Origin of the sequence: Cupriavidus sp. 2SB (assembly GCF_005503625.1) — a bacterium.
In the GTDB taxonomy this organism is placed as follows: Bacteria; Pseudomonadota; Gammaproteobacteria; order Burkholderiales; family Burkholderiaceae; genus Cupriavidus.
The window spans coordinates 19,750-39,961 of the sequence record NZ_SCMX01000019.1; the positions used below are offsets into that span (position 1 = coordinate 19,750).

Annotated in this window: 18 protein-coding genes; 3 read left to right on the plus strand and 15 right to left on the minus strand. The window is 65.4% G+C overall.

The annotated features are described in order from the left end of the window. Positions 1 to 2: 2 nt before the first annotated feature. Complete coding sequence (gene rsmA / locus FFS21_RS11400) at positions 3 to 845, plus strand: 16S rRNA (adenine(1518)-N(6)/adenine(1519)-N(6))-dimethyltransferase RsmA (RefSeq protein WP_137924955.1); 843 nt, start codon at positions 3 to 5, stop codon at positions 843 to 845. Between the two features lie 51 nt (positions 846 to 896). After that, the gene (gene trpS / locus FFS21_RS11405) at positions 897 to 1,925 is read left to right on the plus strand and encodes a tryptophan--tRNA ligase (RefSeq protein ID WP_137924956.1); all 1,029 of its coding nucleotides are present in this window, start codon (positions 897 to 899) and stop codon (positions 1,923 to 1,925) included. A 157-nt stretch (positions 1,926 to 2,082) separates the two neighbouring features. Here the strand turns inward: trpS and FFS21_RS11410 are convergent, their stop codons facing one another. The 15 genes from FFS21_RS11410 to FFS21_RS11480 all read right to left on the minus strand — a co-directional run bounded on the left by FFS21_RS11410 (position 2,083) and on the right by FFS21_RS11480 (position 18,321). Beyond that, on the minus strand, positions 2,083 to 2,988 hold the full coding sequence (locus tag FFS21_RS11410; RefSeq protein WP_137924957.1) for a DMT family transporter: 906 nt from the start codon (positions 2,986 to 2,988) through the stop codon (positions 2,083 to 2,085). A 12-nt stretch (positions 2,989 to 3,000) separates the two neighbouring features. Then, positions 3,001 to 3,408 (minus strand): lactoylglutathione lyase, encoded by a 408-nt coding sequence (gene gloA, locus FFS21_RS11415; protein ID WP_137924958.1) that lies wholly within the window; start codon positions 3,406 to 3,408, stop codon positions 3,001 to 3,003. Between the two features lie 78 nt (positions 3,409 to 3,486). Next, positions 3,487 to 4,368: a M48 family metallopeptidase gene (locus FFS21_RS11420; RefSeq protein WP_137924959.1), complete on the minus strand. Its 882-nt coding sequence runs from the start codon at positions 4,366 to 4,368 to the stop codon at positions 3,487 to 3,489. Next, positions 4,365 to 5,126 (minus strand): lysophospholipid acyltransferase family protein, encoded by a 762-nt coding sequence (locus tag FFS21_RS11425; protein WP_137924960.1) that lies wholly within the window; start codon positions 5,124 to 5,126, stop codon positions 4,365 to 4,367. Before FFS21_RS11425 ends, FFS21_RS11420 begins: the two co-directional genes overlap by 4 nt. 17 nt (positions 5,127 to 5,143) lie before the next feature. Beyond that, positions 5,144 to 5,737: a D-glycero-beta-D-manno-heptose 1,7-bisphosphate 7-phosphatase gene (gene gmhB / locus FFS21_RS11430; protein ID WP_137924961.1), complete on the minus strand. Its 594-nt coding sequence runs from the start codon at positions 5,735 to 5,737 to the stop codon at positions 5,144 to 5,146. Between the two features lie 18 nt (positions 5,738 to 5,755). Continuing rightward, positions 5,756 to 7,879 carry a glycine--tRNA ligase subunit beta gene (gene glyS, locus FFS21_RS11435; protein WP_137924962.1) on the minus strand — a complete coding sequence of 708 codons (2,124 nt, stop codon included), beginning with the start codon at positions 7,877 to 7,879 and terminating at the stop codon, positions 5,756 to 5,758. A gap of 34 nt (positions 7,880 to 7,913) precedes the next feature. After that, the gene (locus FFS21_RS11440) at positions 7,914 to 8,546 is read right to left on the minus strand and encodes a hypothetical protein (protein WP_137924963.1); all 633 of its coding nucleotides are present in this window, start codon (positions 8,544 to 8,546) and stop codon (positions 7,914 to 7,916) included. Beyond that, complete coding sequence (glyQ, locus tag FFS21_RS11445) at positions 8,543 to 9,496, minus strand: glycine--tRNA ligase subunit alpha (protein ID WP_137924964.1); 954 nt, start codon at positions 9,494 to 9,496, stop codon at positions 8,543 to 8,545. The genes FFS21_RS11440 and glyQ overlap by 4 nt, the downstream gene beginning before the upstream one ends. A gap of 497 nt (positions 9,497 to 9,993) precedes the next feature. Next, positions 9,994 to 11,646 (minus strand): apolipoprotein N-acyltransferase, encoded by a 1,653-nt coding sequence (gene lnt, locus FFS21_RS11450; protein ID WP_137924965.1) that lies wholly within the window; start codon positions 11,644 to 11,646, stop codon positions 9,994 to 9,996. Continuing rightward, positions 11,643 to 12,530, minus strand: a complete 888-nt coding sequence (locus FFS21_RS11455; RefSeq protein ID WP_137924966.1) for a CorC family transporter — start codon at positions 12,528 to 12,530, stop codon at positions 11,643 to 11,645. Before FFS21_RS11455 ends, lnt begins: the two co-directional genes overlap by 4 nt. A 256-nt stretch (positions 12,531 to 12,786) precedes the next feature. Next, entirely contained in the window at positions 12,787 to 13,548 is a 762-nt protein-coding gene (gene ybeY / locus FFS21_RS11460) for an rRNA maturation RNase YbeY (RefSeq protein ID WP_137924967.1), read from the minus strand. A gap of 2 nt (positions 13,549 to 13,550) precedes the next feature. Further along, complete coding sequence (locus tag FFS21_RS11465; protein ID WP_137924968.1) at positions 13,551 to 14,546, minus strand: PhoH family protein; 996 nt, start codon at positions 14,544 to 14,546, stop codon at positions 13,551 to 13,553. A 29-nt stretch (positions 14,547 to 14,575) separates the two neighbouring features. Beyond that, positions 14,576 to 15,928 carry a tRNA (N6-isopentenyl adenosine(37)-C2)-methylthiotransferase MiaB gene (gene miaB / locus FFS21_RS11470; protein ID WP_137924969.1) on the minus strand — a complete coding sequence of 451 codons (1,353 nt, stop codon included), beginning with the start codon at positions 15,926 to 15,928 and terminating at the stop codon, positions 14,576 to 14,578. Positions 15,929 to 15,998: 70 nt separating this feature from the next. Then, a complete protein-coding gene (locus tag FFS21_RS11475; protein WP_137924970.1) occupies positions 15,999 to 16,436 on the minus strand; it encodes a hypothetical protein in 438 nt (145 codons plus the stop codon). Positions 16,437 to 16,626: 190 nt separating this feature from the next. Beyond that, a complete protein-coding gene (locus FFS21_RS11480) occupies positions 16,627 to 18,321 on the minus strand; it encodes a ClcB-like voltage-gated chloride channel protein (protein WP_137924971.1) in 1,695 nt (564 codons plus the stop codon). Positions 18,322 to 18,565: 244 nt separating this feature from the next. Between FFS21_RS11480 and FFS21_RS11485 the strand changes: the two genes are divergently transcribed. Further along, positions 18,566 to 20,209 (plus strand): DEAD/DEAH box helicase, encoded by a 1,644-nt coding sequence (locus tag FFS21_RS11485; protein WP_137924972.1) that lies wholly within the window; start codon positions 18,566 to 18,568, stop codon positions 20,207 to 20,209. Positions 20,210 to 20,212: the final 3 nt, after the last annotated feature.

Consider the following 20,212-nt stretch of genomic DNA (forward strand, 5'->3'; position numbering starts at 1 on the left):
CTATGCGTTCAAACGTGCATCAGGGCCATGTGGCCCGCAAACGGTTCGGCCAGAATTTTCTGGTCGACGACGGCATCATCTACGGCATCGTCAACGCGATCGATCCGCAACCGGACGACATCGTCGTCGAGATCGGGCCGGGCCTCGGCGCGCTGACCGACCCGCTGCTCGAACGTCTGCCTGCGATGCAGGTCGTCGAGCTGGATCGTGATCTCGTGGAACGGCTCCGTCGCCGCTACGAAGACCGCCTGACGGTGCATGCCGGCGATGCGCTGGCCTTCGACTTCGGCAAGCTGCAGGAACCGGGCCGTGCGCTGCGTATCGTCGGCAACCTGCCGTACAACATTTCGAGTCCGCTGCTGTTCCACCTGATGGATTTCGCCGATCACGTGCGCGATCAGCATTTCATGCTCCAGAAGGAAGTGGTCGAGCGCATGGTTGCAGAGCCCGGCAGCAAGGCGTTCGGGCGGTTGTCGATCATGCTGCAGGTGCGCTACCACATGGAACACGTGCTGGACGTGCCGCCGGCATCGTTCAACCCGCCGCCCAAGGTCGATTCGGCCGTGGTGCGCATGATCCCGTGGCCACGCGGCGAGGATGGCACGCTGCGCTCGCCGTATCCGGCCTGCGACGCCAACGTGCTGGGCGATGTGGTGACCGCGGCCTTCTCGCAGCGCCGCAAGGTGCTGCGTAACACGCTGTCTTTCCTGCGTGACCAGGTGGACTTCGACGCGCTGGGCTTCGACCTGACCCGCCGTGCGGAGGAAGTTGCCGTATCCGAGTATGTGGAACTGGCGCGCATCGTCGGCAATGGCGCCGCGCCGCGCGCAAGCGGCACGGCTTGATGCCGGACCACGTCTTTCGTTTTCCTAAATTTGAAGTTTGAGCGACGCTCCATGACCGAACAGACCAAGACCGATACGCGTCCCGTCATCCTGACCGGCGACCGCCCCACCGGCCCGCTTCACCTGGGTCACTTCGTAGGGTCCCTGAAGAGCCGCGTGCAGTTGCAGGAAACGCACAAGCAGTACGTGCTGCTGGCCGACACGCAGGCGATGACCGACAACGCGCACGATCCGGAGAAGGTGCGCCGCAACGTGCTGGAAGTCGCGCTCGATTATCTGGCCGTGGGCATCGACCCGGCCAAGACCACGATCACGGTGCAGTCGCACCTGCCGGCACTGGCCGAACTGACCCTGATGTATCTCAACTTCGTCACGGTCTCGCGTCTCGAACGCAATCCGACGATCAAGGAAGAGATCCAGGCGCGCGGCTTTGGCCGTGACATCCCGGCGGGTTTCCTGTGCTACCCGGCGTCGCAGGCTGCGGACATCACGGGTTTCAAGGCCGTGCTGGTGCCGGTGGGTGAAGACCAGGCCCCGTTGATCGAGCAGACCAACGAGATCGTGCGCCGCATCAACCATCAGGTTGGCCGCGACGTGCTGCCCGAAGCCACCGCGCTGATCCCGAAGCATGGCCGTCTGCCGGGCGTGGATGGCAAGGCCAAGATGAGCAAGTCGATGGGTAACTCGATTCCGCTCGGCGCCTCGCCGGACCAGATCCGCGAGGCCGTGCAGAAGATGTACACCGACCCGAACCACCTCAAGGTGTCCGACCCGGGGCAGGTCGAGGGCAATGTCGTGTTCACCTACCTCGACGCGTTCGATCCGAACGTCGAGGAAGTGCAGGCGCTCAAGGACCACTACCGACGCGGCGGCCTGGGCGACATGGTGCTCAAGCGCCGAGTGGAAGGCATCCTGCAGGAAATGCTGCGTCCGATGCGCGAGCGCCGCGAGCAGCTGGCGCAGGACCCGGGCTACGTCTTCGACATCCTCAAGAAGGGCACCGAAGAAGCCCGCGAACTGACCCAGCAGACGCTGGACGAAGTGCGTGGGGCGCTGGGGATGTTCTCGTTTCCGAAGTAAAACTTGGATGTTCCCTTCGGTGTTCTGCCCTCTCCCGCAAGGCGGGAGAGGGGCGGGGGAGAGGGCAAGCAGTTCAAATTGCCGCACGTCGGCAAGCAGAACCTCCAGCGCTCACCCTCAACCCCTCTCCCACTCCATGGGAGAGGGGAGCCAACAACTATCCCTTCCGATTCACCAGCACAATCCCCCCCAATACCAGCACCGCCGCCACGGCGAATCTCACGCCCACCTGGTCGTGCATCAGCAGCACACCAAATGCCACGCCGAACAGCGGGGTCAGGAACGAGAAGACCGAGAGGCGCGAGGCCAGGTACTGGCGCAGCAGCCAGAACCAGATCAGGTAGCTGGCGAACGCCACGAGCACCGACTGGTAGAACAGGCTCGCCACCACAAAGCCGTTGACCTCCACGCGATGCACTTGCCCCGCCGCCAGGGCCATCACGAGCAGCAGCACGGCCGAGACCGTCAACTGATAGAGCAGCGTCTTGCTGGCCGGTGCGTGCGACAGTTTGCTGCCGCGTACCACGATCGTTGTAGCCGCCCATAGCGCCCCAGCCACTACGCCCAGCGCATCGCCGAGCAGTGTGGACGATTGCGCTGACGACGAGACGATGCCATCGGCGAAGGCCAGCACCATGCCGCAGAACGCCATGACCACGCCCAGCCACTGGCCGCGCTGCAAATGCTCGCCCGGAACAAAGAGGTGCAGCCCCAGCGCGGTGAAGATCGGTGCGGTGTAGAGGAACACGGCCATACGCGAGGCGGTGGTGTGGCCCAGTCCGACAAAGATGCAGAAGAACTCCGCACCGAACAGCAAACCGGCGACGATGCCGGGCCGCAGGGTGCCGTCATGTTCCCAAAGCGGGGTACGGCGCCATGCCGCAAACGCGAAGACGAGCAGCGCAGCGATGGCGGAGCGGACGCCGGCCTGGAGTACGGCGCCCATCAAGGGCGCCGTGACCTTGATCACAACTTGCTGGAGTCCCCATGCGGCGCACAGCAGGACCATCAATCCGATGGCCATGCTGTCCAGCGGGCGCCTTGTTATTGTTTGCGTGCCCATGGATCCGGGCGCTTACGGACGGGCAGCGTCGCGCGTGGAATTGCGTTCGATGAGTTCGATCTTGTAGCCGTCCGGGTCTTCCACGAAGGCGATGACAGTGGTGCCGCCCTTGACGGGGCCAGCTTCGCGCGTGACCTTGCCGCCAGCGGCGCGGATGCGCTCGCAGGCATCGGCTGCGTTCGGCGTTTCCAGCGCGATATGGCCGTAGGCGGAACCCAGGTCGTACTTGTCCACGCCGTAGTTGTAGGTCAGTTCCAGCACCGCGGTTTCGCTCTCCGGGCCGTAGCCGACAAAGGCCAGGCGGTACTTGTACTCGGGGTTGTCGCTCTCGCGCAGCAGTTGCATGCCGAGGATGCGCGTGTAGAAATCGATCGAGCGCTGGTAGTCGCCAACGCGCAGCATGGTGTGGAGGAGTCGCATGGGGGCCTTCTCTGTGAGGTCGTTGTCAAAGCGGAGACCGCCATTTTAGTCCCCCCCGACAGATTGCGCCCGGACGCCTCAGAACGTTGGCAGCAGTTCCGGCGGATGGGCGCGCAGCTCGGCGCGGGCGTCGCGGAACTCGGGGAAGATGGATTCAACGGTTTCCCAGAAGCGAGGGCCGTGGTTCATTTCCTTGAGGTGTGCCAGTTCGTGCGCGGCCACATAGTCGATCATCGACAGCGGGAAATGCATGAGCCGCCAGTTGAGGCGGATCTTGCCGTCCGCCGTACAACTGCCCCAGCGTGTGGCGGCCGAGGTCAGCGCGAAACCGGTGTGGCGCACGCCGAGCTTGTCTGCGTAGATGTCGAGCCGCTCTGCCAGCAGGCGGCGCGCCTGCGCCTGGAGCCAGCCCTGCACGCGGTCCTTGATCTGCTGATCGTCGGCATGGGCCGGCAGCGCCAGATGCAGCACGCGGGTCTCCGCGTCGAACATCAGAACGGAGGCCGGCGAATCCAGCCGCAGCGTGATCGGCGTGCCCAGGAAGGGCAGCGACGCACCGTCGCGCCATTGCACGGTGGGCAGCACGCGGCGGGTCTCGCGGTGGCGCCATTCGCCCAGTTTGGCGAAGATCCAGCGCTGCTTCTCCAGGATGGCCGATTCCACATCGCCCAGGGTGACCCAGCGTGGCGCGGTGATCGACAACCCGCGATCGTCCACGGTAAAGCCGATCGTGCGGCGGGCAGACCGCTTGAGTGCGTAGTGAACGATGCGCTCGCCCACCCGCAGCATCCGCGCGTTCGGCTGCGCGGGCGGCCACGTGGCGTGGTCGGGCTGCAGGGCGGGCTGCGCAAGGCCATGCGCCTCCGGCAGCGATGGCTCCTGCGTGGCGACCGCCCCAGGCGCGTCGGCCAGCGGCAGTTCCAGCTGGGGATTCTCGGGAGAGGGCCGCAGCAGCTTCATGCGGTGGCCTGGCCGGCGGTCCGGCGATAACTATCGGCGTCGATACGGCGCATCTCCGCTTCGATCCACACCTCGGCTTCCTGGTTCAGTACGTCGGCCGTCTTGTTGGCCGAAGGAATGGCATCGCCCACGGAGATGGTGATGGTGCCCGGATACTTCAGGAACGTGTTGCGCGGCCAGCAGCGGCCCGAATTGACCGCCATCGGAAACACCCATGCGCCGGTTTCCACGGCCAGGCGTGCACCGCCGCTCTTGTAGCGGGGCTTCTGCATGCCCGAAGGCGTGCGAGTGCCTTCCGGGAACATGATGATCCAAGCCCCTTCGTTGAGGCGCTCGCGACCCTGACGTGCTGCCGATGCAAATGCACGCGTGCCGTCCTTGCGGTTGATGTGCACCATCTTGAGCATGCCCAGCGCCCAGCCAAAGAAGGGCACGAACAGCAATTCGCGCTTGAACACGAAGCACAGCGGCTTGGGCATCAGCGCCATGTAGGCGATGGTTTCCCAGGCGGACTGGTGCTTGGAGAGCAGCACCACGGGCTTGTCGAGCATCGCCAGCATCTTTTCCTTGCCTTCGATGCGGTAATTGATGCCACAGATCAGGCGCGCGGCACTGATGACAAGCACCGGCCAGCCACGCACGAAGCGGAAGCGTTTCTCGGCGTTGACGAACGGGAAGACGATGAAGCAGGCGCACGCATACGGCGGCGTGATGATCAGCAGGTACAGCGCGAAAATCAGGGAACGGATGAAGAGCATCGATGGGAACCGGAAATTCAGGGGGCAGGCTGCGGCGCAGGCGCGGCAACCTTGTGGGAGCCTTCCGTGACGAGCCAGCGCGCGAACGCGGCCAGGTCGTCATGCACGCGGGTGGCGGCGGGCAGGCCGCCCTTCTCCAGCGTGCGCAGGCCCTTGCCGGTGCGCACCAGGTGCGGCACGCAGCCTACCGAGACGCCGGCTTCGAGGTCGCGCAGCGAATCGCCGACGGTCGGCACATTGCGCAGTTCGATACCGAACCGCTCGCCGATCTGCTCGTACAGCCCGGATTTGGGCTTGCGGCAATCGCAGTTGTCGGCGGCAGTGTGCGGGCAGAAGAAAATGGCCTCGACACGGCCACCGAGGCTGGCCAGTGCCTTGTACATCTTTTCGTGCATGGCATTGAGCGCGCTCATCTCGAACAGGCCGCGGCCGATGCCCGACTGGTTGCTCGCGATCACCACGCGATAGCCCGCCTGGTTCAGCGCGGCAATCGCCTCGAGGCTGCCCTCGATCGGCACCCATTCATCGGGCGTCTTGATGAACTGGTCGCTGTCGAGATTGACCACGCCGTCGCGGTCGAGGATCACGAACTTCGGATGGGACTGTGGCATGTCGCGCTCCTCGTCCGCTTACGCCGCGAGCTTCGAAATGTCCGCCACGCGGTTGGCCAGGCCATGCAGCGTGGCCAGCAGCGCCAGGCGGTTGGCACGCAGCTTCGGATCCTCGGCCATCACCATGACGTCGTTGAAGAAGCGGTCCACGGCATCGCGCAGTTGGGCCAGGTCGCGCAGCGCGGCGGTGAAGTCGCCACCGGCAAAGGCCGCTTCCACGCCCGGACGCACGCGCTCGATGGCGTCATGCAGGGCACCTTCGGCGGCTTCCTGGAACAGGGCCGTATCGACGCTGCCGATGGCCTCGTCGGTCTTCTTCAGGATGTTCGTGATGCGCTTGTTGGCGGCGGCCAGCGCTTCGGCTTCAGGCAGTGCGGCAAAGGTGCGCACGGCTTCCATGCGGGCCAGCACGTCGTGCAGCGTCTGCGGCCGCAGGCTGACCACGGCTTCCACCTCGTTCGTCGTGTAGCCCTTGTCCTTCAGGTAGCCACGCACGCGGTCGTAGAGGAAGTCCGCAATGGCGTCGCCCGACGGCTTCACGGCCGGGATGCCGGCAAACGACTGGGCGGTCAGCGACAGCAGCGCGTCGATCGACACCGCCAGCGGTTTCTCGATCAGCATGCGCAGGATGCCCAGCGCGTGGCGGCGCAGCGCGAACGGGTCTTTCTCGCCCGTCGGCTGCAGGCCGATGCCCCAGATGCCCACCAGCGTTTCGAGCTTGTCGGCCAGCGCCACGGCCGTGCTGACGTTGCCTTGGGGCAGTGCGTCGCCGGCAAAGCGCGGACGGTAATGTTCGGAGCAGGCCAGTGCCACGTCGTCGGCTTCGTCGTCATGGCGCGCGTAGTATGTGCCCATGGTGCCCTGCAGTTCGGGGAACTCACCGACCATGTCGGTCAGCAGGTCGGCCTTGGCCAGCTCGGCACCGCGCATGGCGGAAGCCTTGTCGGTCGGGGCGCCAGCGGCGTTCATCGCATCGGCGACGTGACCGGCGATCTGTTGCAGACGCTGCACGCGGTCCAACTGGGTGCCGATCTTGTTGTGATAGACCACGTTGCCGAGCAGGGGCACGCGCGAGGCCAGCGTCTTCTTGCGATCCTGATCGAAGAAAAACTTGGCATCGGCCAGCCGGGGACGGACCACGCGCTCGTTGCCGGTGATGATCGATTGCGGGGTGTCGGTCGCCAGGTTCGAGACGATCAGGAAGCGATTGCGCAAGTGGCCGGCAGCATCGGTCAGCGCAAAGTACTTCTGGTTGGTTTGCATCGTCAGGATCAGGCACTCCTGCGGCACGGCCAGGAAAGCTTCCTCGAAGTGGCAGGCGTAGACTACCGGCCATTCGACCAGCGAATTCACCTCGTCGAGCAGCGCATCGGGCATGACCACCTGATCAGCGCCGGCTTCCTTGAGCAGCGCCGTGCGGATGCGTTCGCGGCGGTCCGCATAGCTTGCCACTACGCGGCCACGCGATTCCAGCAGGCCCGCGTACTCGGCGGCGTGCGGAATCTCGATCGTGCCTTGCGACAGGAAGCGATGGCCCTGGGTGATGTTGCTGGCCTGCAGGCCGAGCACGGACACGGGCACGATCTCCGCACCGTGCAGTGCGATCAGGCTGTGTGCCGGACGCACGAAATGCACCGTGGTGCCGTCCGGCCGCTGGTAGCTCATCAGCTTGGGGATTGGCAGCTTGCCCAACGCATCGTCGAGCGCAGCTTGCAGGCCCTCGGTCAGCGACACACCCTTTGCGGTGTAGCGATGGAAGAACGCATCGGCCTTGCCATCGGAGGCGCGCTCCAGCGTCTGCCAGTCGATCTCGGCCACGCCGATGGACTTGGCGAGTGCAGCCAGCTTCTTGGCGAGCGGGGCGGTCGGCGCACCGTTTGCGTCGAGCGCCACGGTCAGCGGCAATACCTTCTCGCGCTGTTCGCGGTCCGGTGCGGTGCGTCGCACGCCGGTCACCAGTGCGGCCAGGCGGCGCGGCGTGGCGAAAGTCGTCACGGCGGCGCCTTCGTCGAGCAGGTCGCGTGCGCGGAGGCCATCGGCCAGTCCCTGTGCGAAGGTCTCGCCCAGGCGCGACAGGGCCTTGGGCGGCAGTTCCTCGGTGAACAGTTCGATCAGCAGCGAATCGGTCATGGGTTGCGACATGAATGCGTTTCCAGCAAGTATGGGCGACGCGCGCTCAGCAGCGCGGCGCGTTGTTCGGTTCTACGCCAGACAGCAGCCACAGGCCGTTCTGCTGGCGGAATTGCAGCGTGGTGTAGGCGCACTGCGCGGCCACGCCGGAGGCGCCGCGGGTGCCGGCGGCCGGAAAGCGTGCGTCGATGCGGTTCGCGCGACGGTCGTAGCGGATCTCGTCGATGCGCCCGCCCACCCAGAAATCAATCTTCTGCGGCAACTGCGCCGCCGAGTAGTAGGTGCGCACAGTGCGGCGCGAGCGGCCATTGCTCTCTTCCCACGACACCCACTGCAGCGGATAACGGATCGCGCTTTCATAGGCGCGCAGCGGCACGCGGTGCCAGCCCAGGTCTTTCGAGCCCGACAGGTCGCACGAGAACGAGCGCACGAGCTGCGTCCACTGGTCGATCGACGACAGCGCCGGGCGCCAGTGCCGCGCGATGGCCTGCTGCAGCGTCTGCGTGTCGGCCTCGCAGATGGCGGCGAGGTCCGCCGGCAGGTACAGCGCCTGAGGCGACGGCGCCGCCGTGGTGCGAGCGGACGCCAGTGCGCTGCCTCCCAGCGGCACGACGGCCGGCAGGGTGACGGGCAGGGCAAACGCGGCGACAGCGATCATGCCGCGCATGCGGGCCTTCATGCGCGAACCCCGTTGCCGCACATCGGGAAGCCCAGGGCCTCGCGCGAATCGTAGTAAGCCTGCGCCACCGAGCGCGACAGGTTGCGGATGCGGCCGATATAGGCTGCGCGCTCCGTTACCGAGATCGCGCCGCGTGCATCCAGCAGGTTGAACGTGTGCGCGGCCTTGAGTACCTGTTCGTAGGCAGGCAGGGCCAGGCGCGTGTCGGTGGCCTTCGGCGTGCCGTCCTCGTTCTTCTCGCCCGTATCGCCCATCAGGCGTTTGGCTTCGCCCTCGTGCTCGGCGAAGTGGCGGAACAGGATTTCGGTATTGCTGTGCTCGAAGTTGTAGGTGGACTGCTCCACCTCGTTCTGGTGGTACACGTCGCCGTAGGTCAGGCGGCGCGTCTCGCCGTTTTCTTCCCACTCGGTCCAGACCAGGTCGTAGACGTTCTCGACCTTCTGCAGGTACATGGCCAGACGCTCGATACCGTAGGTGATCTCGCCGGTGATTGGCTTGCAGTCGATGCCACCCACTTGCTGGAAGTACGTGAACTGGGTCACTTCCATGCCGTTGAGCCAGACTTCCCAGCCCAGGCCCCAGGCGCCGAGCGTCGGGTTCTCCCAGTCGTCCTCGACAAAGCGGATGTCGTTCTGCTTGAGGTCCAGCCCCAGGGCTTCCAGCGAGCCGAGGTACAGGTCGAGGATGTTCTCGGGTGCAGGCTTGAGCACTACCTGATACTGGTAATAGTGCTGCAGACGGTTCGGATTCTCACCGTAGCGGCCGTCCTTGGGGCGGCGCGACGGCTGCACATAGGCCGCGCGCCACGGTTCCGGGCCAATGGCGCGCAGGAAGGTGTGCACGTGCGACGTGCCGGCGCCAACCTCCAGATCGATCGGTTGCAGCAATGCGCAACCCTGCCGGTCCCAATAGGCCTGCAGGGTCAGAATCATTTGTTGGAAGGTCAGCATAGGGAGACAAAAAAAGAAGCTGGCGGGCAAGTTCCGGATACGGCTCGGGACGGGTTTGCCAAACCCCGAATTCTATCGGGTTTTTGACCCGGACCCGTCCCGAACAGAGAGGAAAACCGTGAGGCAGGGCACGGATCGTGCATGGAGAGCATTGTCGGCATTGCGCAACGGCTCGGGTAAATCCCGATCCGGGATTCAGAATCGTCCCATAGGTGCCGATACCGTTTTTGTATACAGTGGAATTACGCAGCCGACGCATGCAAATCAAACGGCTGCAAGCCGAACCGCCATTTGGGGTGATTCTGGCCGGCAATGTCCGGTGCAAGAAAACGGTTCGGGATGAACGAAGAACTATTTTTGGGGATTGGTCATGTCGCTTCTTTCTCGCAAGCCTTATGTTGTCGCCATCGTCGTGATGGTGGCCGCCGCAGCGGTCTCGATGGCAACGTCGCTGGCCAGCTAAGCAGCAAAACAGCCGAGGGTCCGCGGAGGATGCCTCAGGCCGGCCGCCGCGCACGCCGTGCGCGGAAGGCCAGGCCCAGCACGAGTACGCAACCGGCCAGCACTGGTACGTTGCCCCAGCGGATATAGGGCGTCAGCCCCTGCATGCCCTGGACTTCCGCCGCCAGCGTACCGACCTCGAAAGTCGGCAGGGCCGCCTGGACGCTGCCGTCCGGCCGGACTACGGCCGTCATTCCCGTATTGGTGGCGCGCAGCATCGGGCGGCGCATTTCCAGCGCACGCATGCGCGAGATCTGCAGATGCTGGTCCAGCGCGATGGTGTCGCCGAACCAGGCCAGGTTAGTCACGTTGGCCAGCAGGTTGGCGGGCGTGGGCTGGTTCCTAAGCGTCTCGGCGATTTCCTCGCCGAACAGATCCTCGTAGCAGATGTTCGGCGCCACGTGGATGCCGCGCACCGGTACAGCCGGTTGGTCGAGCGTGCCGCGTCGGAAATCTCCGAGCGGCATCTTCATCATGTCCACGAACCAGTGGAAGCCAAACGGGATGAACTCGCCGAAGGGCACCAGATGGTGCTTGTTGTAGCGATAGAGCTGTTCCTGTTCCGGCCCGATGGCAAATACGCTGTTTGTAAAATCTACGGGCGAATCTGCGCCGGCCGCACCGAACACGACCGTGGTGCCCGTCTTTTCCATATAGCCGCGCACCGCCTGGGCGATGTCCATCGGCAGTTCCTGGAGGATGATCGGGAACGCGGTCTCGGGCGTCACCACAAGGTCTGCCGGCGCTGCCGTGATCAGGTCGCGATAGAGTTCCAGCGAGCGCTGGATGCCGGCGGGTTCGAACTTGATGTCCTGCGCCACGTTGCCCTGCAGCAGCCGTACCGAGAGTGGCTTGCCGATCGGCGTGGTGTAGGCGATGCCCGCCAGGCCGATGCCGCCCCCCAGTGTTGCCACGATCACACCCGCCGACCAGCCGGCGGTCGTTGTCGCGCCAGCTTCGCTGCGCCTCAGCCAGGCCCGAACGCCCGTAGCGAGTAGGGCCGCGAGGCTCGCGGCAAGGAATGTGATGCCGTAGACGCCAAACAGCGGGGCGAAGCCTGCTAGCGGACCATTCGTATGCGGATAGCCGCTGCCAAGCCACGGGAATCCTGTGAACACCACGCCGCGCAACCATTCGGACAGCGCCCAGGCGGCGCCAAATGCCAGCGCAGCTAGCATGCCGTGACGATTGCGTTGCGTGAGCCAGTGCCAGACCCCGGCCGCCAGCGCCGGCCAGATCGACAAATAACCAGCGAACAGCACCACGGCAAATGCGGCCATCCAGGCCGGCATCTCGCCGTAGACGTGCATGCTGATATAGAGCCACCAGATACCGGACAGGAACCAGCCCAGGCCGAACGCGTAGGCCGTAGCCGCCGCTGCGCGCGGACGCGGTGCGCCTGCGATCAGGGCAAACAGGCCGGATAGCGCCAGCAGTTGCAGCCACCACCAGTCATGCGGGGCGAAGGCTTGCGTATGCGCCACGCCCAGGACGGCGGCGATCAGGAGACGAAACCACTGACTGCTGCGGGAGGTGGCTTGCAAGGCTTCCGGGGTGTGCGGGGAGTGGGAGGGCGACGCGCTGGCGCCGCCGCTGGCTGGCTCGGTGCGACGGGTACCCACGGCATCGGGCGTGCCGAACCGCTTCATGCCTCAGCCATGCCGTCGACTTCGGCAGGCGTCTCGCGCCGTACCTGGAGCAGGTGGACCTGACGGGCATCGGCCCGCAGGACCTCGAAGCGGATCGGTGGCAATGTGATGACTTCGCCGCGATGCGGCACATGGCCGACGTGGTTCGTCAGCAGTCCGCCCACCGTATCGACATCGTCGTCCGGGAATGCCGTGCCAAACGCTTCGTTGAACTGTTCGATCTCGGTGAGGCCATGCACGCGCCAGGCGCCGTCGGCGGTTGGCAGGATCTTGTCCAGGTCCTCGTCGAGGTCGAACTCATCCTCGATATCGCCCACGATCTGTTCCAGCACGTCCTCGATGGTGACTAGGCCCGCCACGCCGCCGTACTCGTCGACCACGATCGCGATGTGATTGCGGTTGATGCGGAACTCGCGCAGCAGGATATTCAGCCGCTTCGACTCGGGAATGAACACGGCGGGGCGCAGCGCCTCGCGCAGGTCGAACGTGTCATCCGTGTAGTAGCGCAGCAGATCCTTGGCCAGCAGGATGCCGATGACGTTGTCGCGATTCCCTTCGTACACCGGAAAGCGCGAGTGCGCCGTCTGCTGCATGTAGGGAATGAACGCTTCTGGGGCATCGGCGACGTTGACCGCATCCATCTGGGAGCGGGGCACCATGATGTCGCGTGCGGTCAATTCGGAGACCTGGAACACCCCCTCGATCATCGAAAGCGAATCGGCGTCGATCAGGTTGCGCTCGTGGGCATCCTGCAACACTTCGAGCAATTCGGCGCGGGTGTCTGGCTCGGGGGAAATGAAATCGGAGAGGCGTTCGAGAAGGGATCTAGGGCGATCCGTCTGCTTGAAGTTGGCAGATTTCGAACTGGGATAGGGGTCGTTCATGTCGCGGCTAGCGCGTGGTGGAGATCGCTTGAAGCATACACTAAAAGGCTTGCAGCCCCGTGACGGGGGGATGACGGTGGCGTATGAGGCTCTTCCGGGGAGAACGCTCCCCTCTCCCACAAAGTGGGAGAGGGGTTGGGGGAGAGGGTAGGAGGCTCTGCTTGCCGACCTGCAGCAATTTGAACCGCTGGCCCTCTCCCCCTGCCCCTCTCCCGCCCGGCGGGAGAGGGGAGCAAACACTGAGCAGGTCAGCGCCTTAGATCTCCCGCACCGGCTGATAAGGATCGCTGTACCCCAGCGCCTGCAGCGTCTCCGTTTCAATCGCTTCCATCTCTTCGGCGTCGGTGTCGTCGTCGTGCTCGTAGCCCTGGGCGTGCAGCACGCCGTGGACGATCAGGTGTGCGTAGTGGGCTTCCAGCGGCTTGTTCTGTTCGCGGGCCTCGGCTTCCACCACGGGGCAGCACAGCACGATATCGCCGCTCACCGGATCGTCGGCGGTCTCCGCATAGGCGAAGGTCAGGACGTTGGTGGCGTAATCCTTGCCGCGATAGGTGCGGTTCAGCGTGCGGCCTTCTTCCTCGTCGACGAAGCGCACGGTCAGCGTGGCGTCTTCATACAGGGCGGATTTCACCCACTTTTCGATCTGGCGGCGGCTCGGCATTCCCGCGCGCTTGGCCGTGGCCTGTCCGTGCTGTACGTCGAGATCGACTTCCGGCGGCGTGGCCGGCGTGCCCGTGGTGGTCACGATCGGCGTGGCGGTGACGGCCACCGACAGCGCGTCGCTGTTGTCCGGGCGAACCAGCAGGCCAGCCTGTTGATGCGGGTCGGTGTGTTCGGCGAGCAGTGCCACCACGCCGTCCTCGGCTTGCGACAGATCCAGCGTCAGGCTGCGGCCATCGGCCAGCTGGACGCGCAGCGCATGGGCGGATGCCTTGCGCGCGCGGCCCTCGGCGTCGAACAGCACCAGGCTGGCGGATTTCTTGTTCGAGGTCTGGGTGTTGGGGGACTTCTTGGTCAAGATCAGGCGTCCTTGTGCTGGGCGTGATATTCGTCATAAGCCTCGACGATGCGCGCCACCAGGGGATGGCGCACCACGTCGATGCTGGTAAAGCGGGTGCACGACACTCCGCGCACATCGCGCAACACGTGCTGCGCTTCCACGAGGCCGCTCTTCTGGCCGCGCGGGAGGTCGATCTGCGTGGTGTCGCCGGTGATCACGGCTTTGGAACCAAAGCCGATCCGCGTCAGGAACATCTTCATCTGTTCCGGCGTGGTGTTCTGGGCTTCGTCGAGGATGATGAACGCATGGTTCAGCGTGCGGCCGCGCATATAGGCAAGCGGCGCAATCTCGATCATCTGGCGCTCGAACATCTTTTGCGTGCGATCGAAACCCAGCAGGTCGTACAGCGCGTCGTAGAGCGGGCGCAGGTACGGGTCCACCTTCTGTGCCAGGTCGCCGGGCAGGAAGCCCAGACGTTCGCCCGCTTCCACGGCCGGGCGCGTCAGTACGATGCGCTTGACCGCGTCGCGTTCCAGCGCATCGACGGCGCAGGCCACGGCCAGGTAGGTCTTGCCCGTGCCCGCCGGCCCGATGCCGAGCGACAGGTCGTGCGACAGGATGCTGCGAAGGTATTCGCGCTGCATCGCCGTGCGGCCCTGCAGACCGGTGCGTCGCGTCTGCAGCACCGGCGATTCGTCATCGGCACTGGCCGAGGACCCTTCGCCGTTGCCCGGCAGGTAGGCACCGTGCGCCGCGATCTGGCGGGCTTCCACGAGGCCGAGCTGGATGTCGTCCACCGACAGCTCCACCTTTGTATTGTTGTAGAAGCGCTCCAGTGCCAGCGCCGCATCCTGCGCGCGTTCGCCGCGCACGGTCATGCGGTGGCCGCGGCGCTGGATGGTCACGTCGAGGGCCTGCTCGATCTGGCGCAGGTTCTCGTCGAGCGGTCCGCACAGGTTCTGCAGGCGCGTGTTGTCGTCCCTGGGGGCGACGAATTCAGCGGTCGGAACTTTCATGGAATCCTGAATGGGCGCGGTGGGCTTGCTTACTGGCGCACGACCACTTCGCCGCGAAGCGAGTGCGGGAATGCCTGCGTGATGTTCACGTCGACCATCTGGCCGATCATGCGGTCGCGCTGGGCCTGCGGCACACCGGGCAGCGCGAAGTTGACCACGCGATTGTTTTCCGTGCGGCCGTGCAGTTCGGTGGGGTCCTTGCGCGACGGACCTTCCACCAGAATGCGCTGGACGCTGCCAAGCATGCCATGGCTGATGCGCACCACGTTTTCCTCGATGGTGGCCTGCAGGCGTTGCAGGCGGCGCAGCTTCACCTCGTGTGGCGTGTCGTCCTGCAAGTTGGCGGCCGGCGTGCCGGGACGCGCGCTGAAGATGAACGAGAACGAGGTGTCGTAGCCGATCTCCTCGACCATTGCCATCAGCTTCTCGAAGTCGGCATCGGTCTCGCCGGGAAAGCCGACGATGAAGTCCGACGACATCGACATCTGCGGCCGGATCGTGCGCAGACGGCGGATGATGCTCTTGTACTCCAGCACGCTGTAGCCGCGCTTCATCGCCATCAGCACGCGGTCCGAAGCATGCTGCACGGGTAGGTGCAGATGGTTCACCAGCTTGTCGCAACGCTCGTAGAGTTCCACGAGGCGCGACGTGAATTCCTTCGGATGGCTGGTGGTGAAGCGGATGCGCTCGATGCCGGGGATCTCGGCCACATATTCGATCAGCAGCGCGAAATCTGCGATTTCAGTCGTGCCACCCATCACGCCGCGATAGGCGTTGACGTTCTGGCCCAGCAGCGTCACTTCGCGCACGCCCTGGTCGGCCAGGCCAGCCACTTCGGCCAGCACGTCCTCGAACGGGCGCGACACTTCCTCGCCGCGCGTGTAAGGCACCACGCAGTAGCTGCAATATTTCGAACAGCCTTCCATGATCGAGACGAACGCGCTCGGGCCTTCGACGCGCGCGGGCGGCAGGAAATCGAACTTCTCGATCTCGGGGAAGGAGATATCGACCTGCGACAGGCCGGTCTGCTGACGACGGTTGATCAGGTCGGGCAGCCGGTGCAGTGTCTGCGGGCCGAAGACCACATCGACATACGGTGCGCGCGAAACAATGGCCGCGCCTTCCTGGCTGGCCACGCAGCCACCAACGCCGATCACCAGGCCGGGCTTGGCGGCTTTCAGCGCCTTCATGCGGCCCAGTTCGGAGAAGACTTTCTCCTGGGCCTTTTCACGGATGGAGCAGGTATTGAACAGGATCACGTCGGCGTCTTCGACGTTGTTCGTGGGCTCCATGCCCTGCGTGGCGTTCAGTACGTCCACCATCTTGTCCGAGTCGTACTCGTTCATCTGGCAGCCGTACGTTTTGACAAATACCTTCTTCATGGGTGCCGGTCTCAGTGTTATACCTGGGGGCATCGGGGCGCAACAGGTTGAAGCAAATTCAAAAAAACGGTCAGTGAGCGGCCTTCCAGGCCTTCACTTCCGCATCGGTCATGACCCAGGCCGTGAGCAACTGGCCGTAGAGGTCGAGCTTGTAGCGCACGCTGAGCTTCTTGCCAGCGAGCGCCGCGGGATTCACCAGCAGTGTTTCCGTGCTGAAGATCCGTACCCCAGGAGCGACATTCACGACCTTGCCGTCGAGCTTGGCCCGGCGCGGCTCCGTGGCCGACGGCGGCGACAGTTCCATGCGCGCCATGCCGGCCTCCGGAGGAATCACGCGTATTGGCGTGCCGGGCATGGTGTTGAGGCCGGCGGCGGCCAGATCGGACACCGAGTTGGTGGTCACCGGCGCGGTGGTCGTCGACACGGTTTCCTGCGCGCCAGCGGGGCTCAGAGACAGCAGCGCCATGGCGCACGCAGGACCCGACAGTCGTGCAAACAGCTTGTTCATGAAAACTCCCGACAAAAAACTACGGCAATCGTTATAGGAATACCGCCGGCGTCGGACGCCCTCACGCTTCAGGCCATCGCGCAGGCTGGGTAACCCGCGATTCTACCCGCTTGCGTGCGCCGGAGCGAGGCGCGGCTGCCACGCGGGTGTGGCGGATTCCGTACATCGGATGGGGTGGCAATCGGGGTGGTCAGAACAGGCAGGACGCTTCCTGCAGCACGCGTTGCTTCGACACCGTGCCCAGCAGTTCGCGGCTGACCGCATCACGTATCAGCGGAATCCGATTGATGCCGTGGTCGGAGAAGATCGCCAAGGCATCGCGCAGGCGGGAGTCAGGAGTCAGGCTCGGAAAATCGGGTTCGCCCAGCGCCAGTAGCGAGGCACTGTCTTCCGCCACGCCGTCGCGTTGCGCGCGCTGCACGGCGTGGATCGAGATCGCGCCGCGCAGCGCGCCGAGGGCATCCACCAGATAGAGATAGCGGGTGCCGGTTTCGGCGAACTTGTCGGCGGCCTGCGCCAGCGTGGCGCCGGGGTCGATCACGGTATCGGTGGGGTCGCAGAGCCCGTCGAGCCGCAGCCCGCGAGCGCGCTCCACGGCGGCCGTTGCCTGGGCGCGTTCCACCACCACGCTGTAGAGCGACAGGCTCTGGCAGCGCGACGCCGTGTAGTAAGCCGCCACTGCGCCGATCATCAGCGGCAGCAGCAGTGTGGGCGCCAGCGTCATCTCGAATACCATCAGGATGGACATCAGCGGCGCCTGGCTTGTTGCCGCCAGGAAGGCCGTCATGCCGACCAGCGGCAGCACCGGCGTGGCCGTGCCGCCCGGAATCAGCATCGCGAGCATCTGGCCCAGCGCAGCGCCCACGAACATCGACGGTGTGAACACACCGCCCACGGCGCCGGAGCCCATGCTGATGACCGTGGCCAGCAGCTTGGCCAGCAGCACCGCCCAGACGGCCACCGAGAGCGGCTCGTTGTGCAGGATGGTGCGGATCGTGTAGTAGCCGTTGCCGACAACTTCGGGCACTACCATGGCGAGCAGCCCGACCAGCAGGCCGCCGAGCGCCAGCCTTGCGATGGGGCCGCCCGGCACATGCCGGAACGTATTGCGGGCGAGTGTGTTGGCGCGCATGAAGACCGCGCCGGACACCCCGGCGACGAGACCGATGCCGGCTGCGGCCAGCAGCAGGTGCGGTTGCAGGATGTCGGGTGCGAAATGCAGTCCGGTATAGAGCGGCTCCAGCCCGCCGCGCCACTGGCTGACCATGGTGCCGGCTACCGAAGCGAGGAACAGCGGCATCAGTCGCTGCACCGCCAGTGCCCCGAACACCACCTCGGCCACGAAGACTGCGGCGGAAAGTGGCGTGTGGTACGCGGTGGCCAGCCCGGCAGCGGCGCCGCAGGCGGTCAGCATGCGGCGCATATTGCTGTCGCCGGTGGCTTGATCGGCGCGTGCCGACGGAAAGACCGAGCCGGTCAGCGCGGCCAACTGAATCATCGCCCCCTCCTTGCCGACCGAACTGCCGGAGACAATCGAGCAGAACGATGACAACGCGCGCAGCAGCGTGATCTTGATGGGCAGCCGCCCGGTGCCGCGCGCCACGGCTTCCATGTACTCGCTCGGCAGGGGTTCGGTGCGGGCGGCGCGTTGTGCCAGGACGAGCAGGGCGCCCGCCACGGCACCGCCCAGCGTGGGAATCACCACGCGCCAGGCCAGCGCCAGCCCGGCGAAGATCAACACGATATCGGCGTCGTGGCCGAACATGACGAGTCCGCTGGCTTCGAGGGCGTCCTTGAACAGCGTGGTGACCACGCCGGCCAGCAGACCTACCGGGATGGCCGCGAACAGCGTGACTTCCTGGTCTTCGAGAAATCGGAACCGCATGGCAGAAAGAGGGGGCTTCGGCCCGCGGGGGCCGGGTGGCCGCAATGATAACGCAGCCCTTCTGGCGTCCAGACTTCGGCGCAGCCGTTTCCACACACTGGTACACTACGGGCCTTTCCTAGCCCGGGAACCGGGGGCAATCGACCCATCCCGCCGGCCCTGACCCTCAGGTACGGTTTTCTACCCGAGCCACCCCACGATTGGCGCACTTCTCATGCGCGACGGGTGGCCGAAGCGTCCTTTCATGTCTTTTTCCGAACTCGGCTTGTCCGACAAGCTGGTGCGTGCCGTGGCCGAACAGGGCTACACCACGCCGACCCCTATTCAGGCGCAAGCCATTCCCGCGATTCTCAAAGGAGGCGATCTCCTCGCCGGCGCCCAGACCGGCACCGGCAAGACCGCGGGCTTCACGCTGCCGATGCTGCAACTGCTGTCCGAATCCGCAGCCAAAAACCCGGCACCGCGCACTGGCCGGCCCGTGGTGCGTGCCCTGGTGCTGACCCCCACGCGTGAACTGGCCGCGCAGGTGGAAGAAAGCGTGCGCAACTACGGCAAGTACGTGAAGCTGCGCTCCATGGTGATGTTCGGCGGCGTCGGCATCAATCCGCAGATCGAAGCGCTCAAGCGCGGCGTCGATATCGTCGTGGCCACGCCGGGTCGCCTGCTGGACCACGTCTCGCAAAAGACCATCGACCTGAGCCATGTGGAACTGCTGGTGCTGGACGAAGCCGACCGCATGCTCGACATGGGCTTCATCCACGACATCCGCAAGGTGCTGAACGTGCTGCCGCCGAAGCGGCAGAACCTGCTGTTCTCGGCCACGTTCTCCGACGATATCCGCGCACTGGCCGACCGCCTGCTGAACAACCCTGCCTCGATCGAGGTGGCACGCCGCAACACCACGGCGGAGACCGTGGCGCAGCGCGTCTTCCCGGTGGATCGCGATCGCAAGCGCGAGCTGCTGGCGCATCTGGTGAGCCGGCACGACTGGCACCAGGTACTGGTCTTCACGCGTACCAAGCACGGCGCCAACCGCCTGGCGGAACAACTGACGAAGGACGGACTGTCCGCGCTGGCCATCCACGGCAACAAGAGCCAGTCCGCGCGCACGCGTGCGCTGACCGAGTTCAAGGCCGGCACACTGCGCCTGCTGGTGGCGACCGACATCGCGGCGCGCGGCATCGATATCGATCAACTGCCTCACGTGGTTAACTTCGACCTGCCGAACGTGCCGGAAGACTACGTGCACCGTATCGGCCGTACGGGCCGCGCGGGTGCCGAAGGCGAGGCGATTTCGCTGGTCTGTGTGGATGAGCACGGGCTGCTGCGCGATATCGAGCGGCTGATCAAGCGCCAGATCGAGCAAGTGGTACTGCCGGGCTTCGAAGTGGACCCGAGCATCGCTGCCGAGCCGATCCAGAAGGGTCGCCAGCAACGTGGTGGCGGCGGTGGTGGACAAGGGCGCGGCGCACCGCGTGGCGCCTCGGCCAATGGCGGCGGCAACGGTGGCGGCGAACGTCGCCCGCGTCCGCAGGGTCAGCGCCAGGACGCCCCGCGTCAGGCGCGTCCCGCGCAGGGCGGCGCCGCTGGTCAGGCGGCCCAGCCCGCTCGTGGCGAAGGTCGCAACGGCAATGCGCCGCGTGGTGGGAATCAAGGCGGCAATCAGGGTGGCAATCAGACCGGCGCCCGCAATGGCAATGGCAATGGCAATGGCAACGGCGCCGCCCGCGGTGCCGCAACCGGCAAGCCCGCCGCACCGCGTCCGCAACAAGCCCGTCCGCAGCCGCCGCGCCCTGCGCAGGATGCGGCGGGCGCGGCACCGGTCCGTAACCGTCGTCCGGCACCGCAAGCTGCGCTGCTCGGCGGCAATCGCAAGCCGGCCCCCTGATCT

Bases quoted from the DNA above. Each gene is read 5' to 3' on its own strand.
- glyQ (WP_137924964.1), bottom strand. From the start codon at position 9,496: ATGCTGACCTTCCAACAAATGATTCTGACCCTGCAGGCCTATTGGGAC.
- FFS21_RS11480 (WP_137924971.1), bottom strand. From the start codon at position 18,321: ATGCGGTTCCGATTTCTCGAAGACCAGGAAGTCACGCTGTTCGCGGCC.
- lnt (WP_137924965.1), bottom strand. From the start codon at position 11,646: ATGAAGCGGTTCGGCACGCCCGATGCCGTGGGTACCCGTCGCACCGAG.
- FFS21_RS11455 (WP_137924966.1), bottom strand. From the start codon at position 12,530: ATGAACGACCCCTATCCCAGTTCGAAATCTGCCAACTTCAAGCAGACG.
- FFS21_RS11420 (WP_137924959.1), bottom strand. From the start codon at position 4,368: ATGAAGCTGCTGCGGCCCTCTCCCGAGAATCCCCAGCTGGAACTGCCG.
- glyS (WP_137924962.1), bottom strand. From the start codon at position 7,879: ATGTCGCAACCCATGACCGATTCGCTGCTGATCGAACTGTTCACCGAG.
- FFS21_RS11465 (WP_137924968.1), bottom strand. From the start codon at position 14,546: ATGAAAGTTCCGACCGCTGAATTCGTCGCCCCCAGGGACGACAACACG.
- gmhB (WP_137924961.1), bottom strand. From the start codon at position 5,737: ATGCCACAGTCCCATCCGAAGTTCGTGATCCTCGACCGCGACGGCGTG.
- rsmA (WP_137924955.1), top strand. From the start codon at position 3: ATGCGTTCAAACGTGCATCAGGGCCATGTGGCCCGCAAACGGTTCGGC.
- gloA (WP_137924958.1), bottom strand. From the start codon at position 3,408: ATGCGACTCCTCCACACCATGCTGCGCGTTGGCGACTACCAGCGCTCG.
- FFS21_RS11485 (WP_137924972.1), top strand. From the start codon at position 18,566: ATGTCTTTTTCCGAACTCGGCTTGTCCGACAAGCTGGTGCGTGCCGTG.
- trpS (WP_137924956.1), top strand. From the start codon at position 897: ATGACCGAACAGACCAAGACCGATACGCGTCCCGTCATCCTGACCGGC.
- miaB (WP_137924969.1), bottom strand. From the start codon at position 15,928: ATGAAGAAGGTATTTGTCAAAACGTACGGCTGCCAGATGAACGAGTAC.
- FFS21_RS11425 (WP_137924960.1), bottom strand. From the start codon at position 5,126: ATGCTCTTCATCCGTTCCCTGATTTTCGCGCTGTACCTGCTGATCATC.
- FFS21_RS11410 (WP_137924957.1), bottom strand. From the start codon at position 2,988: ATGGGCACGCAAACAATAACAAGGCGCCCGCTGGACAGCATGGCCATC.
- FFS21_RS11440 (WP_137924963.1), bottom strand. From the start codon at position 8,546: ATGAAGGCCCGCATGCGCGGCATGATCGCTGTCGCCGCGTTTGCCCTG.
- FFS21_RS11475 (WP_137924970.1), bottom strand. From the start codon at position 16,436: ATGAACAAGCTGTTTGCACGACTGTCGGGTCCTGCGTGCGCCATGGCG.